This is a genomic window from Campylobacter concisus (assembly GCF_003048905.1).
In the GTDB taxonomy this organism is placed as follows: domain Bacteria; phylum Campylobacterota; class Campylobacteria; order Campylobacterales; family Campylobacteraceae; genus Campylobacter_A; species Campylobacter_A concisus_V.
In genome coordinates, this window is record NZ_PIRO01000009.1 from 1 (window position 1) to 16,919 (window position 16,919).

The 16,919-nt window shown below is 37.4% G+C and carries 15 protein-coding genes, 1 tRNA gene and 1 other RNA gene; 4 read left to right on the forward strand and 13 right to left on the reverse strand.

Annotated elements, in window-relative coordinates; translation table 11 throughout:
- Nucleotides 1-47: 47 nt before the first annotated feature.
- Nucleotides 48-124: transfer RNA gene (locus tag CVS95_RS09425), tRNA-Asp, on the forward strand.
- A gap of 250 nt (nucleotides 125-374) precedes the next feature.
- Complete coding sequence (locus tag CVS95_RS09430; RefSeq protein ID WP_107696435.1) at nucleotides 375-1,394, forward strand: bifunctional 3,4-dihydroxy-2-butanone 4-phosphate synthase/GTP cyclohydrolase II; 1,020 nt, start codon at nucleotides 375-377, stop codon at nucleotides 1,392-1,394.
- A 36-nt stretch (nucleotides 1,395-1,430) separates the two neighbouring features.
- On the opposite strand, the gene panB is transcribed toward CVS95_RS09430, so the two are convergent.
- Nucleotides 1,431-2,240, reverse strand: a complete 810-nt coding sequence (panB, locus tag CVS95_RS09435) for a 3-methyl-2-oxobutanoate hydroxymethyltransferase (RefSeq protein ID WP_107696436.1) — start codon at nucleotides 2,238-2,240, stop codon at nucleotides 1,431-1,433.
- A gap of 86 nt (nucleotides 2,241-2,326) precedes the next feature.
- Here panB and CVS95_RS09440 point away from each other — a divergent pair, with 86 nt between their 5' ends.
- Complete coding sequence (locus CVS95_RS09440; RefSeq protein ID WP_103618948.1) at nucleotides 2,327-2,731, forward strand: phosphorelay protein; 405 nt, start codon at nucleotides 2,327-2,329, stop codon at nucleotides 2,729-2,731.
- Nucleotides 2,732-2,757: 26 nt separating this feature from the next.
- Nucleotides 2,758-3,116, forward strand: a transfer-messenger RNA (tmRNA) gene (gene ssrA, locus CVS95_RS09445).
- A gap of 44 nt (nucleotides 3,117-3,160) precedes the next feature.
- Here ssrA and CVS95_RS09450 read toward each other — a convergent pair.
- From CVS95_RS09450 to CVS95_RS09505, 12 genes are all read right to left on the reverse strand, one after another.
- Nucleotides 3,161-4,048 (reverse strand): cache domain-containing protein, encoded by an 888-nt coding sequence (locus CVS95_RS09450; RefSeq protein WP_107696437.1) that lies wholly within the window; start codon nucleotides 4,046-4,048, stop codon nucleotides 3,161-3,163.
- Nucleotides 4,041-4,412: an HIT family protein gene (locus CVS95_RS09455; protein WP_103582207.1), complete on the reverse strand. Its 372-nt coding sequence runs from the start codon at nucleotides 4,410-4,412 to the stop codon at nucleotides 4,041-4,043. The genes CVS95_RS09450 and CVS95_RS09455 overlap by 8 nt, the downstream gene beginning before the upstream one ends.
- A 14-nt stretch (nucleotides 4,413-4,426) precedes the next feature.
- Nucleotides 4,427-5,467, reverse strand: coding sequence for an AI-2E family transporter (locus tag CVS95_RS09460; protein WP_103576258.1), 1,041 nt, complete (start codon nucleotides 5,465-5,467; stop codon nucleotides 4,427-4,429).
- A 222-nt stretch (nucleotides 5,468-5,689) separates the two neighbouring features.
- The gene (locus tag CVS95_RS09465) at nucleotides 5,690-6,769 is read right to left on the reverse strand and encodes a cytochrome C (protein ID WP_107696438.1); all 1,080 of its coding nucleotides are present in this window, start codon (nucleotides 6,767-6,769) and stop codon (nucleotides 5,690-5,692) included.
- Between the two features lie 23 nt (nucleotides 6,770-6,792).
- On the reverse strand, nucleotides 6,793-7,803 hold the full coding sequence (ruvB, locus tag CVS95_RS09470) for a Holliday junction branch migration DNA helicase RuvB (protein ID WP_021090089.1): 1,011 nt from the start codon (nucleotides 7,801-7,803) through the stop codon (nucleotides 6,793-6,795).
- A gap of 49 nt (nucleotides 7,804-7,852) precedes the next feature.
- Entirely contained in the window at nucleotides 7,853-8,959 is a 1,107-nt protein-coding gene (locus CVS95_RS09475) for a sensor histidine kinase (protein WP_107696439.1), read from the reverse strand.
- On the reverse strand, nucleotides 8,943-9,611 hold the full coding sequence (locus CVS95_RS09480) for a response regulator transcription factor (RefSeq protein ID WP_107696440.1): 669 nt from the start codon (nucleotides 9,609-9,611) through the stop codon (nucleotides 8,943-8,945). Before CVS95_RS09480 ends, CVS95_RS09475 begins: the two co-directional genes overlap by 17 nt.
- Before the next feature lie 90 nt (nucleotides 9,612-9,701).
- Nucleotides 9,702-10,637 carry an NrfD/PsrC family molybdoenzyme membrane anchor subunit gene (nrfD, locus tag CVS95_RS09485; RefSeq protein WP_107696441.1) on the reverse strand — a complete coding sequence of 312 codons (936 nt, stop codon included), beginning with the start codon at nucleotides 10,635-10,637 and terminating at the stop codon, nucleotides 9,702-9,704.
- Nucleotides 10,630-11,193 (reverse strand): 4Fe-4S dicluster domain-containing protein, encoded by a 564-nt coding sequence (locus tag CVS95_RS09490; protein ID WP_072595164.1) that lies wholly within the window; start codon nucleotides 11,191-11,193, stop codon nucleotides 10,630-10,632. The genes nrfD and CVS95_RS09490 overlap by 8 nt, the downstream gene beginning before the upstream one ends.
- Before the next feature lie 9 nt (nucleotides 11,194-11,202).
- On the reverse strand, nucleotides 11,203-13,476 hold the full coding sequence (phsA, locus tag CVS95_RS09495; protein ID WP_107696442.1) for a thiosulfate reductase PhsA: 2,274 nt from the start codon (nucleotides 13,474-13,476) through the stop codon (nucleotides 11,203-11,205).
- 294 nt (nucleotides 13,477-13,770) lie between these two features.
- Nucleotides 13,771-15,258 carry an anaerobic C4-dicarboxylate transporter gene (locus CVS95_RS09500; protein ID WP_054196953.1) on the reverse strand — a complete coding sequence of 496 codons (1,488 nt, stop codon included), beginning with the start codon at nucleotides 15,256-15,258 and terminating at the stop codon, nucleotides 13,771-13,773.
- Nucleotides 15,259-15,349: 91 nt separating this feature from the next.
- The gene (locus CVS95_RS09505; protein WP_107696443.1) at nucleotides 15,350-16,750 is read right to left on the reverse strand and encodes an aspartate ammonia-lyase; all 1,401 of its coding nucleotides are present in this window, start codon (nucleotides 16,748-16,750) and stop codon (nucleotides 15,350-15,352) included.
- Nucleotides 16,751-16,919: the final 169 nt, after the last annotated feature.

The following is a 16,919-nucleotide window of genomic DNA, read 5'->3' on the forward strand; positions in this document are numbered from 1 at the left end:
AGGTGGATGTCATAAGTTCGAGTCTTATAGCGACCACCATTTTAGGTGCAGCGGTAGTTCAGTTGGTTAGAATGCCGCCCTGTCACGGCGGAGGTCGCGGGTTCGAGCCCCGTCCGCTGCGCCATCTTTTATTCTTTGGCTTTCATTTCCATCGTTACTATAATTCTTAAAGCAAGTTTCTTTTATTAAAAATTTATATATAAAATAAATTAAAAAATAAAATCTAAGTTATCACCACTAAATCGCATATATTTAAAAATAAATCTTTTTCTAAAATTTCTAAATAATTGATACAAGACAAATCAAAATTAATATTTTTATCTCTAAGTTATCAAAAAATCAATATAATCGTAAAAAATTAATAAGGGAAATTTATGGCATTTGAAAATGTATTAAAAGCGATTGAAGATATAAAAAATGGCAAAATGGTAATTATGGTCGATGATGAGGACCGTGAGAATGAAGGAGACTTGGTCTTTTCAGCGGCAAGCAGCGATATGCAAAAGGTAAATTTTGCAATCACTCATGCAAAAGGTGTGCTTTGTCTTGCGATGGATGAAGCAAACGCAAAAAGACTTGATTTGCCGCTAATGGTTTCTAAAAATACATCCAGTCACGAAACCGCATTTACTGTTACAATTGATGCAAAGGAGGCAACGACAGGCGTAAGTGCTTATGAGCGTGATATGACGATTAGACTTGCTGCTAGTACTGATTCAGTGCCTGAAAATTTTGTAAGGCCTGGGCATATATTTCCGCTTATTGCAAAAAAGGGCGGCGTACTCGTTCGAACAGGTCACACTGAAGGATCAGTTGATCTTTGCAAACTTGCTGGCGTTAGTCCAATGGCAGCGATTTGCGAGATCGTAAAAGAAGATGGCACAATGGCCAGACGTGATTATCTGGAGGAATTCTGTAAAAAATTTAACCTAAACATGATAAGCGTTTCTGAATTAGTAGAATACAGACTTAGCCACGAAAGCTTAATAGAGGTTTCGCCCGCAAAGAGTGTAAAAATCTGTGGTTTTGAAGCAAAAAGATATGACATAAAAGATCACGAAAATAAAAATCACGCTGCCTATGTTTTTGGAGAGACAAAAGCGCAAACTAATGTAAAATTTCAAAAAATAAGCAAAGACCATGAGCTTTTAAGCGGAGATAAATTTGATAATTTATTAAAGGCATTGGATTTTTTAAGTAAAAATGGCGGAGTGTTGCTATTTTTAGACAGCAATAAAAGCGATGCAAGCTCACAAAAAGATTATGGTATTGGGGCACAAATTTTAAAGTATTTTGGCATAAGCGAAATTGAGCTTTTAAGCTCAAATAAAAATAAAGAATTTGTAAGTCTTGCAGGCTTTGGACTTGATATAAAAGGCTATAAAGAAATTTAATTTTGCCACGTTCTTTTAATGCGGATATTAATCATCCTAATAGCAAAATTCTTCACTTGGAAAAATTTTGCCTTTTACATCATTTGCGTAGGATTGCACACTCTTTCTTACAATATCCGCTCCATCAAGATAGTGTTTTACAAATTTTGGTTTAAAGTCTTCAAAAAAACCAAGCATATCAGACCACACAAGCACTTGTCCATCGACATTTACCCCAGACCCAATGCCAATAACTGGTATATGAACTTGCTTTGTTATCTCGCTAGCCACGCTACTCATCGTACCCTCAAGCAAGATGCCAAATGCTCCAGCTTGCTCAAACGCCAAAGCCTCTTCAATTAGTTTTTTTACCTCGATCTCGCTTCTTCCCTTTATCTTATAGCCGCCTTCAAATTTATAAAACTGAGGCTTTAAACCGATATGAGCCATAACGTTTATGCCCTCCTCACAAAGACGCTTTACTAAATTTACTTGGTGCATGCCAACTTCGAGCTTTACCGCATCGGCATTTGTCTGTTTAAAAAATTTCATCGCATTTTTTATAGCTTGCTTTTCATTTGTGTAGCTACCAAATGGCATATCAGCCATGATAAAAGTATTTTTAGCTCCGTTACAAACGGCCTTTGTATGATAAAGCATGGTATTCATGTCCGCACTTATCGTGCTTTCTTGCATATTAAAACTCATATTTAAGCTATCGCCAACCAAAATAATATCAGCATAATCATCAAAAAGCTTAGCAAATAACGCATCATAGGCTGTTATCATTACAATAGGCTCAATGTCTTTTTTATTTTTTATATCATTTATGCTTAGTTTTTTCTTCTGAGTTTTTTCATTTTTCATTGCAAGCTCCAAGGATTTTTAGCTAAAAGGCTAACAATTTTATCAAATTTTTGCTACAATTACGCCAATTTCTTAAGGACATAAAAATGGGTATATTAAAAAGGCTTGAAATAGATTACTCTTATGATATAGTTGAAGAATTTTTATCTCACTATGCTTTAATGTGCGATTTACTCGAGCCTTTGATAATAAATTTAGGAAGAGCTGATAAATATAAAGATAGCATCCTAGAGCTTACTAGGATTTTTCATAATATTAAATCAGCAGCAGGATTCATGCATCTTGATCCGATATTAAAGCTTACAACTTTAGCTGAAGAGATAGCTCAAGAAGCAAGAAGTCTAAAAGGGCCAGCAAATGATAAATTTATAGATTGGTTGCTGCTTGTTAGTGATCAGTTCAATAAATATAAAGATGACGTCGAGAACGATTTTGAATATTTTAGTGTTCTTGAGCCAAAAATTATTGATGTGCCTGCAAAACTTAACTAAATAATCCACTAGCCATTTTATTTTTTGGGAGCGACTTGGCTTCGACAGGAGCAGAGTGTGTATGGTGGCACGTCGCTTTGAGCAAAGCGTAAAAAGCTCAAATTAAATTTAAACGCAAACAACGTTAATTTCGCTCCTGCTTACGCTAAAGCTGCGTAAGTTCAGTTGAGCCTTGCTTAGTCTAATTCTAGCTAGGACAAAAGCAAGTAATTTAGCTAGAGTAGGCTCGCAAAGTGACTGCTTGCTAGCTGAAATTTTAGTCTTAGTCTAAATTTTGGTTTTGGAAAGTGAGCCTTTTTAGATGAAATTTTCACTTTTGCTAAGCGTGTAGAGGCTGTATGCATTTTGTTTTTGGACAGGGGTTCGATCCCCCTCGCTTCCACCATTTCTATCTAAAATACAAATAAAAATTTTATTAAATAGCTTAAATTAAAAAAGCTCTTCTGACTCAAAATAATTTTGTGAAATATTTCGCTCTTTTTCATTAGTATTTACATGAAGCACGTAGTAACCTATCTGTGTGTTGCTAGCATCTATTAGTGGTACCACGCAAAAGTAGTGTGTTTTATAAACGTAAAATTCATATTCTTTAAAATTAATATCACGCAAAAAACCTACTATGTTTAAATTTGCACTGCTTAAATTTTCGATGTAATAATCATTTAAAATTTGATCACTTGGAATGCTTTTACGAGATGGCATCTTGTCTTTTGCCAAAAGAACAAATAGATCAATTCCTTGCTTTTTAAAATAATTTCCAAGTGAGTCAAAATTTAACAAAACCTCGATGTTGCCAATAATTTTACCATCACGTATTACGTTTGAGACAGCCCTTATATGCGTTCCAGCATACCACGCCTCGATGCCGACCATGGGCTTGTTTTGATGCCTTGACTCTTGCACTAAAAACCTACTACTAGCGATCATATCGCCATATCTGTTTAGATCCCAACTCCTTACATAGCTTTTTAGATCTTTATCATAAATATGAAGCTTAATGTTGTTATACATCGATGCTGCGCCAAGGGTTTTGGTTAAATTTTCGATATTTTTTATACATTCATCGCGACTTTGCCCTAGCAAGCACATTTGTATAGACTCATTTTGAGCAAGCAAGATAGAGATCGCCATTGATGAAAATTTCTCATCATCTATACTTTTATTAAGCTGTTTTACCTGGTAATCAAAAAAGACTCGCATATTATTTTGCATCTTTTCAGCCATATAAGAGCTGTAAAGAAAGTAAAAAAGCCCTCCAAGTACTATGATAAAGATAAAAATGATATAGACATTAAAATATTTTTTATATTTATTCAAAACTAGCCCTTAACTTTTCTTCTAAAAATTTTGCAAATTTATCAAACTCTGGCAACGCAAGCTCGCTTTTTCTTTTTGGATTAGCCCAAACGCTATCTGGAAAAAATGCGTCATCACTAAATCTAGCAATAACATGAATATGCACGTGTGGCACGTAGTTTCCAAAGCTTGCAATGTTTATTTTAGTTGGTTTATAAAACTCAAGCATAGCCTTTTCGCTTATAAGCATCGCCTCAAAAAGCCTAACTCTACTTGCCTCATCGCAGTCGCTTAGCTCACGAAATGGCTTAATGGTAAAAATTTTTATCCATGGAAGTTCATTGTCTTCACGCTCGATTTTTATAAATTTATCTTCATAGATCATATTTGTTCCTATTTTTATACAAAATTTCTCTCTCTTAAAAGTGTATAAAGCTTGATAGTCGAGATAAAAAATGTTACAATCGCTGGTCCAAGGATCACGCCCCAAAACCCAAATGTCGTGATGCCGGCGAGCATCGCAAAGAATATAAGAAGTTCATTTATCTTTGTTGGTATTTTGACCAGCTTTGAGTTTATAAATTTAATAACAAGTGGCTTTAAAAGCGTATCAGCTGCAAATGAGATCACTACGATCGTATAAATTGCGATAGTTATCGCTGCTGCTGTGTTGCCATTTGCAAACTCATAAATGCTAATAGGCGCCCACGCCAGAATACCACCAACAACTGGAATAAGCGAAGCAAAGCTAAAAAAGATGCCAGTTAGCACGCCGTCATAGCCGTAAAAGCTTGTGATAATAGCAAATAAAAAGCCTTGGATTATCATATTTGCAATGGTTGAGTAAAAAACCACACTCATCACGTTGCCAACCTCACTTAAAATAGACTCTGTGTCATCTTGTTTTAGCGGAAGTGCATATTTTAGATAGCTGATTAGTTCATTGCCATAAAGATTACAAAAGAAGAAAAAGACCAAAATAATGATCATATCAACGCCAAATTTAAGGCTTAACTTACCCAGGCTTGCAAGATTTGTCGCAAGTTGAGAAAAAAGCATCTTAATATCAAGTCCGCCGATAAATTCTTTTATCTTTGGCTCTAAAAAATTTATCGACTCAGGCATCCTAAAATCATAATTTTTGATAAATTCGATAGTCTTTGTGACATTGTTTATATCAAAGCCAGCTGCGTATTTTGCGATCTCAACTACCGCATAAAGAAGTGGAGCGATAAATAAGCAAAGAAGCACAGATGTGGTAAGAGCCGATGAAAGCGTCTTACGGTTTTTAGTGAGCGATAAAAATGCGATTTGGACATTTGAAACCGCGACAGCAAGCAGTGCTGCGATAAAAATATCAAGCAGATATGGTTTAAAAAGATAGACCACCAAAGCCAAAGCACAAAATACAAAAATTCCAAAAAATAGTCTATTGTTCATCTTGCTCCCTTGAAATGGGGTAATTATAGCAAATTTATCAAAGCTGCTCATTTGCTTCCCAAATTTGCTCAATCTCTTTGCCATCAAGCTTGCAAAGCTAGCAAGTGTGGCTAGACTTTGGACATTTTTAGCGTAATACTCTAGCGCTTAGATAAATTTACAATTTGTCTAGCAAGTTTTACGTAAATTTTCTAGCTCAAAAGCTCCTACAAATTTAGACTTTTACGTGCACTGAAAATTTGCCCCGACGATCTCGCATTCATCACATATTTGAACATATATAGTTCCCTCACCATCTACTAGACTTCCAAGAGGAATTTGCGCTAGATATTTCATGCTTTTGCTACATTTTGGACATTTTAAATGCTCAGAATCTTGCTCCCACTGCGGATATCCACCAAGTAAAATTTCGCTATCTATCATATATGAGTAGTGAGCGCAAACCTCGCTAGCTAGCTCAAATTTTTGCCCATCAAGCGTCGCCACAGCGTCTCTTACATAGTCTTCACTCTCGCCCTCGCCTACCACTTCTGTTTGCACGCTTTTGCCGTCATTTTGGCAAAAATACTGCACAAGGCCAACGCATGTTGGACAAAATTTAAGTACAGCATCGTTTTTTAGCTCTAGTCCAAGTCGCTTTAGACTCTCTTTTTTGATGATAAATTCCAGCATCTCGCCGCTACAAAATTTACATTTTTCATCGCTTAGTGCTTTAAATTTAATGCTTGCATCTGCGTTTTGGCTTGGCCCACATGTAAAACATTTATCAAAAACTAGGCTTCTTCTCTTGCCACTCTCGTCAAAGCTCCAGCCAGCAACCTGCGCATATCCGTCCATATCAACATGAAGCTTCGCCTTCCAAGGCTTTGGCGCATTATAGAGCTTAAAAAATAGCTCCCTTACCACCTCATCACCCTGCCAGGCAAGTGCGCAAAGGATGTGATTTATTTTTACGATATTTTCAGCGCCATTTAGGCTATTTATGAGCTCATCTCTCACGTCACTTGAGGCGTTTTTGTAAATTTCAAATGGATAGTACTCACCCTGCTCGGTCACTTCTCTTATTATCTGCTCGTCGCAAATGCCGTGCAGGTAGAAAATATAAACAAGATCGCTATAAATTTCATCGTATTTGCCTATCTCGTCTGTGTGAACTAGGACATTTTTTAGCTTTTGCTTAATCTCAGTCTTGCTTAAGCCTTGATAAAACTCCAGCTTCTCTTTTTGTCTGCAATCATAGCAGATCCCATCAAAGTAAATCGTCCTTTGCTTGCACTTAGGACAAAGATGTGGCTCACCCATTTTTGCTCCAAATTTAAATTTTGCTACTCAAAAAGCCCTTTTTCGATGTCGATCTTGACGTTAAAGGTCTCAAAGCACTTCGCACTTGCGATCCTGCCCTTTGCTGTGCGCTCGATAAAGCCATTTGCAAGCAGATATGGCTCAATGACGTCCTCAACCGTGCCCTCATCCTCACTAAGTGCCGCAGCGATCGTACTAAGACCCATAGGACGGCGCCTTGCTTGCATCAAAATTTCTAAATACCTAATATCCATCTCGTCAAATCCAAGCGAATTTACACCAAGCGCGTTAAGTCCCTCTTTTGCACGCTCGTGGCTGATGATTTGCTCGTCATTTACCTCAGCAAAGTCGCGAATTCGCTTTAGTAGCCTAAGAGCAATCCTAGGTGTGGCACGTGAGCGTTTGGCGATCTCAAGCGAGGCGTTTTTGTCGCACTCTTTGCCAAGCTTGGCTGAGGCGATCTGTACGATACGGCTTAGCTCACTGCTTGTATAAAACTGCAGCCTAAAGTCCATCCCAAAGCGGTCTCTTAAAGGCGCTGAGATCATGCCAGCACGCGTCGTTGCGCCAATAAGTGTAAATTTTGGCAGATCTATCTTGATAGTTTGAGCAGCTGGGCCAGAGCCTATTATGATATCAAGTCTAAAGTCCTCCATCGCAGGATAAAGCACCTCCTCGATAGCTGGGCTTAGGCGGTGGATCTCGTCGATAAAAAGCACGTCACCCTCTTGTAAATTTGTAAGGATCGCCGCCAGATCGCCACTCTTTTCTATCATCGGTGCTGCGGTCATTTTTATACTTACGCCCATTTCGTTTGCGATGATGTGAGCAAGGGTGGTTTTGCCAAGTCCTGGAGGGCCATAAAATAGCACGTGATCTAGGCACTCATTTCGCTTTTTAGCGGCTTTTATAAAGACGTCTAAATTTTGTTTTATCTTTTCTTGTCCGATGTAGTCTTCAAATTTTGTCGGTCTAAGTGAGACTTCAAAGTCATTTTCAAAGCTTACTTTTTCGATTTCAACGATTCTATCCAAAGTTTTTCCTTCTAAATTTAAGGCTTCATTTTACGCTTTTATGCTTAATTTAAGCTCGTTTAAATTTATAGTAAAAGGTGCTGCCTTCATTATAAACGCTATCAACGCCGTATGTAATGCCATGTTTTTGACAAATTTCACTGACGATATTTAGCCCAAGACCAAAGCCGCCTTGGATTTCATCCTCTCTGACGTATCTTTTCCAGACCTTTTTGACGTCCTTTATCCCCTTGCCAAAGTCCTGCACGCTAAGATTTATGCGGTCTGCTTCAAGCTCTAAATTTACTATTATCTCGCTCTCTTTTTGGCTGTATTTTATGGCGTTTGTTATGGTGTTGTCGATGATGCGCTGAGCTTCGACCTTGCTTAGCATAGTAAATGCATTACCTTCTAAATTTGTCTTTATCTCGATGTGCTTAACATCAGCCACGCTTGAGAGAAATTTCACTCGCTCTATTATATATTCGCCTAAATTTAGCCGCTCGAGTGGGAATTTTATATAGCCTCGCTTTATGAAATACTCAACATCTTCATATGTTATTTGCATCTGTTTTAGAGCGTTTTTGATGCGGGTTATATACTTGTTTTCAAGCCCAAGCATCTCAAGATTCATGCCAGCTACGCCAAGTGGGGTCTTTAGCTCATGCATGGCGTCGTTAAAGAAGTTGTTCATATATTTTTGAAACTCTTTATAAGGCTTAACACTGCTTAGATATAAAAAATAGACGATAAAAAGCACAGCCACAAGGATGACAAGGAGCATAAGTGCCGCTAGAAATATACTTTTTTCATTATCAAGCTCTTTTTCAACGACAATGTAATAAGGCGTTTTATCCTTTATAAAAAAGCTTTTATAAAACAAGAAGCCATTTTCTTCAAGTGTTACAAATTTAAAATTGCTTGGCTGCTTGGAGAGATTTGAAATAATTGGATTAAAATTTACATCATAGATCGCAAATTTATACTTTAAAGAAGGAGTTATATTTTCATTTTTTAAAAACGAATTTTTGATAATAGTTTCATGCTTCATTGCACCAAAAAGAGCTTTTGAAGTGCTGTTTTTTTGGCTTAAATTTAAGATCACAAAGCTTTGAAAACAAAAAAGCGACATTATGACAAATGTCGCTATGATCTGGATCTTAAAGCTCTTGTGCATCTATCTTGTAGCCTATACGCCTCTTTGAAGTGATAAAGTCACTGGTTGTTTTGTTTCTTATCTTTAAAACGTGCATTCTGATATCAGCGCCTTCTATCTCTTTATCGTTCCAGACAAGATCTCTTAGCTCTTCCATGCTGACGTAAGAATTTAGATGTGAAACTAGACACTCAACAAGTGCGACTTCTTTTGCGCTAAGATCGACCATTTTGCCGTTTTTAAATAGCGCACGCTTGTTTAGATTAAAGCTAAACTCGTCATTGATCTTTACTATATTTTTATCGTCAGTTCCATAGTATTTTCTCATAAGCTCAGCTACTCTAAATTTAAGCTCAGCAAGTTCAAATGGCTTTTTTAGGTATTCGTTACAGCCAAGCTCGTAGCCAATAGCCATATCGTCTATATCAACTAAAGATGTTGTTATCATGATAGGAGCATTTGGATTTAAGCTCCTTATGTACTTGATAACTTCATGTCCATTTACGCCAGGGACTTTTATATCAAGTATAAAAAGGTGATAGAAATTTTTCTCTATCAGATCACACGCATCTTGGCCATCGCTCACCGCTGTAACTTCATAATCAAGCGTCTGCAAAAACTCACAGACGCTCTCTTGAAACCCTAAATCATCTTCTAAAAGCAAAATTTTCAAATCTCTCTCCTAAAAAATAAGTTTTATTAAGATTTAGCCCTATTGTAATATTTAATAGGTAAATTCAAAATTAAAATTATTTTTTAAGCATTAAATAAAAATTTGCCCCGCATAGACAATGTAACACCTTAGCAAAAAGACGCCACATATTACGAATAATGCGTTGATCACGGCAAATTCGCGTTTAAAATCATGCACCTTTAAAACGCTTAAGTCTAAAATGATAGGCAAAGCCATACCAAAACCAATGACGCCAATATAAAACATTAGCCCAAGAGAATTTGCGCTAAGCGCATTTGCTACGCTCTGCGCACCACTTGTGCTTGCACCTTTTACAACCATAAATAGAGCAACTATGAGCAAAAACTCGGCGATAATCGTAAAAAAATCAAATTTTAATAAATAGTGTGCAATATCGTTTTGTCTTTTTGCCTTATCTTTTAGTACGCCAACAAGTAACGTAAATGCACCAGCACAGCTCAAGCCTGATACTAAAAATAATACCGGCAAGACTGATGTATTCCAAAGTGCGATCTTGTGAGCTGCGCTTAGCAAAAAGCCTGTATATGCACCAACGCCAATGCCTAGGATAAAAAGCAAAATTTCAAGTAGGCTTGAAAGCTTGCTAGCAAAATTTGCAACCATATCAAAAAGAGAAATTTTAAGCAATGCAATCTCGTTTTTAAATGCACCAACTGCATATATAACGCTAAGAGGCGTATAAACTAAAAGTAGTGCAACGCCTATTGACATAACTGAGTCAAAGTTATAAAGCAACAAGATCCAGTAAAAGCTAAGCGGCTTGCCAAGATCAAGCACCAAAAGAGCAAGTCCAAGGATGATCGCCGCTGGAGCGATAAGAGCAGCTGCTTTAAAATAGTAGTTCTCTTTGCCATACTTTTTTGAAATGAGCACAGCAACGATGCTAGCACCCGCACTAAGTCCTGCTAAAAATAGATAAACGGCTATCGGCCAGCCCCAGTAAATTTCAGAGTATTGAGCTAGGCTTCCTGACATGTTATTCATGGTGTGCTCCTTTTGTATTTGCGATCATCGCAAGTGAAGGTTTTGTGTTTAGCTCCGCTTTTGGCAAGTAGTATTTACTCTCTTTTAATTTCTTTGAAATTTTAGAATTTTCATCATTTACATCGCCAAAAGTTAGGGCATTTGTAGGGCAGACGCTAACGCAAGCTGGCTCTTTGCCCTCTTCTAGCCTACTCTCATAGCAAAATGTGCATTTGCCTATCTCGCCATTTGGTAAGACGTAGCGAGCGTCGTATGGACAGGCCAGGATGCAGTACTTGCAACTAACACAAATTCTATGATCAAGCAGCGTCACGCCATCAGCTGTCTTAAAGCTAGCACCAGTTGGGCAAACCTCAACACAAGGTGCATCTTCGCACATAACACAGCTTTGACGTAAAAAGTCAGTCTTTAAATTTGGAAATGTCCCACTCATCTTTGCATGCACCTGCAAACGGTAAAGTCCTCTTGGTACGTTGTTTGCACTTCTGCAAGCTACCGAACAGCCTTGACAGCCGATGCATAAATTTTCATCATGTATCATCATATATTTTTTCATTTTCTATCCTTACGCTTTACTTATGCTAACGCCAACATTTGTAACCATAGTCGCAGCCACTGGACCCTCAGCTGGATCAAGAAGTACGCTTGTGTTAAGCCCCACGTGATTTATGCTATTAAGAGCTGGAGTGATGTGTCCAAAGCCGTGATAGACAAAGAGTGTATCTTCTCTAATGCCCTCGGTCACCATGAGCTTGCCCTTTTGCTCGCCAAATTTATTTTTCACCACGACCATATCGCCATCACGTAAATTTTGCTTCTTAGCTGTGTTTGGATTGATCCAGATAGGGCTATCGCTCATGAGGTCATTTAAAAATGGCACTGCTTGGGTGTGACCGTTGGTATGAATAGGCGTTTTACCGCAAGTTAAGCAAAGCTCGTGTCCGTCAAATGTGTCCATATCTTTGTCATTTAGCGCGCCATATCCTGCAAACTGCGCCTCGACATCAGGCAAAAATAGCTCTATCTTGCCGCTTTTTGTTTTAAGCTTAGCCATATCATCCATTAGGCCATTTTCGCCTACAAATTTAGATGCGACTGGATATTTAGTGACAAATTTATCGATCATGCCCTTTTCTCTAAACAAAATTCCCGGCTCATCCCACGTGATAAAACCATCTTTTTCCAGCGTAGCAAGTAAATTTACATCTCCACCAGCTTGTTGCATCCTAAACTCACGTATGTCGTTCCAAGTATAAAGCTCATCTATCTTCATGCGGCGTGCTAGCTCTCTAAAGATAAACGCCCCATCTCTTGTGTCGCCAACTGGATCAATAACTTTATTTCTTATCATATAAGCTGGCTTTAGACCTGACTTATCCTCTATGCCCTCGTCGCGCTCTAGGTAGCTACTCTCAGGCAAGATGACATCAGCAAAGGTCGCCATATCGTTTAGATAAACATCACTTACCACGATAAAATCAAGCTTCTTCATCGCCTCTATGCTCTTCATCGTCTCAGCAACATTTATTAGGTGATTAAAGCGAATGTTAAACCAGCCTTTTATGGCGTATGGCTTCTCGTTTAAGATAGCGTCATTTATATCCATCAAAACGCCATGTTTTCTGCTTACAAATTTATGCCTACCAGTCTCGCCAGCGAAGTCAAGTCTAGTGACTTTTGGCACTTTAAATTTCTCATCTGGATTTTTAAGAACTGGAAATTTATCCTCACCAACTAGCTTGTTAAAGGTTTTTGCATTTTTACCACCAAAAAGACCGCCTTTAACCTCCCAGTTGCCCATCATCGCATTTGCCACCATGATGGCTTTTGTCCTCATGTATTCAGCTTTTGTGGTGGTTGTCTTATGCCCAAAATCAAAAATAACTCTTGGAGCAGCTTTATAAATTTCATCAGCGATGCGTCTAACGTCACTTGCTTTTATGCCGGTGATCGCCTCTTGCCATTCAGGCGTTTTGCCCTCTACGCTTTTAACGATCTCATCAAAGCCAATTGTAAATTTTTCTATAAATTCTTTATCATAAGTGCCATTTTGTATCCATGTATTTATGATGGCCAGTACAAAAGCTAGGTCAGTGCCAGGTCTAACTGGCAGCCACTCATCAGCCTTTGAAGCCACCACGCTAAATCTTGGCTCAAGCACAAGTAGTTTTGTATCTTTTTTAGCTGCAAATTTAGCAAGCTTTTTAGCATCGGCTATGACGATGCCTTCAAAGAGATTGTGACCAAAATTTACAATATATTTTGCATTTGCAAAGTCTCTTTTTAGCTTAGCTATGCCATACATTTGCTCGCAGACCATTTGATATGTGATAGGACAGCATGAAAAGTGTGAAAAGCAGTTTGGCGAGCCGTAAGATGAGGCAAAATTTACCATTAGCTTATGTGTTTGCGAACTTTTACAGGTAAATACAAAGCTTTCTGGGCCATACTTTTGCTTTATCTCAAGCATTTTTGAAGCAACTAGATCAAGTGCTTCGTCCCAGCTGGCCTCGCGCCACTTATTTTCGCCCCTCTCTCCAACCCTGATCAAAGGCTTTTTGACTCTATTTTCGTCATAAAGCTGACTAAAACCAGAGCCACCTCTTGCACAAAGCGAAGTTACCGTACCGCCAGCTTTTGGATTACCGCTTAAGAAGCAAATTTTATTATCAACGACCTTTGCTTCAATAGGGCATCTTGAAGAGCACATCTCGCAAAAGCTACGGACGTACTTCTCATCTTGCTTTGCAGCATTTTCTAAAGCACCACCCGGTAAGGACGATGCAACCATACTAACTCCAGCACCGAATTTTAAAAATTCTCGTCTATTTAAGCTCATCTTTCTCCCTTTAAAAGATATTTGCCTTTAGTTATTCTAGTATTTAAAGTTGAAAATAAAATTAAATTTTACTTAATATTTATATTTAGATTTTTAGTTTTAAAAAATGAGCATTCTAATATCAAAATAAGTAAAATTCTAAAAATGATAAATTTAATTAGTATAATTTTTAACGCAATCTTATAAAAATTTTGAATATAAAATTTTGATTAAGGATTTTGAATAGAAATTAAAAAATTTTCAAAAGATTTAAAAAGCCGAGAGAGATCTCGGCTTAAGTTTGATTTAAAATACTTATAAAAGTATCGGAGCTATCAAAAATCCAAGTGCGACAGAAAAAGCAATAGCTAAAACACCTGGAATAAAAAAGGAGTGGTTAAATATATATTTACCTATCCTAGTTGTTCCAGTATCATCCATTTGAACGGCTCCAAGAAGTGTCGGATATGTTGGCAATACAAACAATGCTGAAACTGCAGCAAATGATGCAACTAAAATATATGCGTCACCGTTATTTGCAGCAGTTAAGCCAAGTGCGGCTATAACCGTAGGAATAAGCGCCTTTGCGGTAGCGGCTTGAGAATAAAGAAGCATACTAGCAAAAAATAGCGCAACAGCTAGCATAAATGGATAGTCTTTAACAAAATCGCCGGCAAAATTTTTGATCGCATCGGTGTGATTTACCACGAAAGTATCTCCAAGCCACGCTACACCTAACACGCAGACGCACGCAGTCATACCACTTTTAAATGTAGCTGTATTAAATAGCTTATCGACCTTGACACCACAAGTTAGTGTGATTAAAGTAGCGATAACTAGCATAAAGCTCATAATAGCGTTATCTCTAGTTAATACCAACACCTTTGTAGGCTTATCTGGATCTTCTACATATTTTACATTAGTAGTTGAGTCCGTTTTGACTTTTATATCTTTTGCGACTAGTTCATTAAATTTATCTGGACTTTTGGTCTCATAAATTTTTTCATAGCCTGTTACATAGCTTGGTTTTATCCAGCCTACGTTTTTACTAATAGCAGTAGCATATAAAACGACAGAAATAACGCCAACTAAGAATATTAAAACAGATAATTTAGCTCCTTTTGGAAGCTCTTTTTTCTCTTCGATTTTAACATCTTTGATTAGCCCTTCTTTAAGTCTTCTTTGATACTCTTTATCGCTACTTAGATCAAGATTATAAAATATATTTATAACAAGAGCTGTTAGCATACAACCAATAAAAGTTGTAGGTATCCAGATAGCTAATAGTAATGGATAGCTAATACCAAGTCCACCTAAGGCATGCTCACCAGCCATAAATACAACCGCCGCTGAAACTGGGCTTGCAGTAATAGCTATCTGACTAGCAACAACAGCTATACTAAGAGGCGCGCTAGGCTTAATATTTTGTGTCTTTGCAACTTCGGTAATAACTGGAATCATAGAAAATGCTGTGTGTCCAGTACCAGCAAATACAGTTAGCAAGTAAGTAACGACCGGGGCTAAGAAATTTATATATTTTGGATGTTTTCTTAGTATCCCTTCGGCTATTTGCACCAAATAATCAAGGCCACCAGCTACTTGCATCGCTGTAATAGCAGCTATAACGGACATAATGATTAAAATAACATCCCAAGGTATACTACCTGCTTTTAATCCAAGTCCTAAAGTTAAAACTACGACACCAATGCCACCAGCATAACCAATGGCCATACCGCCTAGTCTAACACCCAAAAATATCGCGCCAAAGAGCACGATCAACTGTAATATCAATGAAATATCCATTGAAAACTCCTCTATTAAATTTTATAACTAAAATTTTTACTTAAGCGTGTCAGAATTTTGACACGCTTTTAATAATACTTTGCTTAAATTTCTACCTAACCATGCTTGGATTTAGCATATTTTTTGGCTCTAAAATTTTATCGATCTCTTCTTTGCTTAGATAGCCTCTCTCTAGGCAGATATCACCAACTGCTTTACCAGTTTGCAAAGCTTCTTTAGCGATACTTGCAGATTTTTCATAGCCAATGTATGGGTTAAATGCTGTTACGATACCAACTGAGCCTAGAACTGATTTTAAGCAAGCTTCAGGATTTGCTGTTAGTTTTCTTACAGCTTTTTCAGCTAGTGTTTTCATCGCGTTTTCAAGGATAAATATAGAGTTAAATAACGCATAAGCGATGCCTGGCTCAAATGCATTTAGCTCAAATTCGCCTCTTTCTGAGCAAAGCATGATAGTTACGTCGTTGCCGATTACTTCATAGCACGCTTCGCCTACAACCTCAGCAATAACTGGATTTACTTTGCCTGGCATGATTGAACTGCCTGGTTGCATTTGCGGTAAATTTATCTCGCCAAGGCCGCATCTTGGACCTGAATTCATCAAGCGAAGGTCATTTGCGATTTTTGAAAGTCTAACTGCTGTAGTTTTTAACGCTCCACTTACGTGAACGAAGTCTGCTGTATCTTGTGTGGCTGCGATGAAATCATCAGCTTTTTTGAAATCAACACCAGTGATATCTTTTAACTTTTTAACAACTACATTTTTATAATCAGGGTGGCAGTTAATACCTGTACCAATCGCAGTTGCACCCATATTTAGATATGTCATTGACTCGCGTGCAGCTGTGATCTTTTCGATATCGCTTTTAATGTAGCTTGCAAATGCATTAAATGTATTTCCAAGTGTTGTAGGAACTGCATCTTCAAGCTCAGTTCTGCCCATTTTAATGATATCTTTAAAATCTTTTGCTTTTTTATCAAGTTCATCTTTTAGTAGATTCATCGCAGCAAGCAAATCAGTAAGTTTTGCGTAAGTTGCTACTTTTATTGAGCTTGGGTAAGTATCATTTGTGCTTTGTCCAAGGTTTGTATGATCGTTTGGATGGATGCATTGATACTCACCTTTTTTATGACCCATGCTCTCAAGTGCGATATTTGTAATAACCTCGTTTGCATTCATGTTTGTACTTGTTCCAGCACCACCTTGAACCATATCAACCACAAATTGATCTAAAAACTCACCAGCTATTACTCTATCAGCGGCTTTTGCTAGAGTATCAGCGATCTTAGGGTCTAAAACGCCAACCTCTTTATTTGCAAGTGCAGCTGCTTTTTTGATTTGTGCAAATGCTTTTACAAAGTATGGATACTCTTTTAAAGTTCTACCACTCATGTGAAAATTTTCGGTAGCTCTAAATGTTTGGATACCATAATAAAAATCGTCAGAGATTTCCAACTCACCTATAAAATCGTGTTCTTTTCTGGTTGCCATAACCATTCTCCTTATAAAAAATGTATTAATGAAATTATATAGATATTTAATATTTTAAATATTAATTACTACTTTATTTTTTTAAGCTTTGACTTTTAACCTAGATAAAACGACTTTTGGAGAAAAATTTATAGTAGCTTTTAAGCTATATTTATATAAATATCAAACA

Bases quoted from the DNA above. Each gene is read 5' to 3' on its own strand.
- CVS95_RS09430 (WP_107696435.1), top strand. From the start codon at position 375: ATGGCATTTGAAAATGTATTAAAAGCGATTGAAGATATAAAAAATGGC.
- panB (WP_107696436.1), bottom strand. From the start codon at position 2,240: ATGAAAAATGAAAAAACTCAGAAGAAAAAACTAAGCATAAATGATATA.
- CVS95_RS09440 (WP_103618948.1), top strand. From the start codon at position 2,327: ATGGGTATATTAAAAAGGCTTGAAATAGATTACTCTTATGATATAGTT.
- CVS95_RS09455 (WP_103582207.1), bottom strand. From the start codon at position 4,412: ATGATCTATGAAGATAAATTTATAAAAATCGAGCGTGAAGACAATGAA.
- CVS95_RS09460 (WP_103576258.1), bottom strand. From the start codon at position 5,467: ATGAACAATAGACTATTTTTTGGAATTTTTGTATTTTGTGCTTTGGCT.
- CVS95_RS09465 (WP_107696438.1), bottom strand. From the start codon at position 6,769: ATGGGTGAGCCACATCTTTGTCCTAAGTGCAAGCAAAGGACGATTTAC.
- CVS95_RS09475 (WP_107696439.1), bottom strand. From the start codon at position 8,959: ATGCACAAGAGCTTTAAGATCCAGATCATAGCGACATTTGTCATAATG.
- nrfD (WP_107696441.1), bottom strand. From the start codon at position 10,637: ATGAATAACATGTCAGGAAGCCTAGCTCAATACTCTGAAATTTACTGG.
- CVS95_RS09490 (WP_072595164.1), bottom strand. From the start codon at position 11,193: ATGAAAAAATATATGATGATACATGATGAAAATTTATGCATCGGCTGT.
- phsA (WP_107696442.1), bottom strand. From the start codon at position 13,476: ATGAGCTTAAATAGACGAGAATTTTTAAAATTCGGTGCTGGAGTTAGT.
- CVS95_RS09500 (WP_054196953.1), bottom strand. From the start codon at position 15,258: ATGGATATTTCATTGATATTACAGTTGATCGTGCTCTTTGGCGCGATA.
- CVS95_RS09505 (WP_107696443.1), bottom strand. From the start codon at position 16,750: ATGGCAACCAGAAAAGAACACGATTTTATAGGTGAGTTGGAAATCTCT.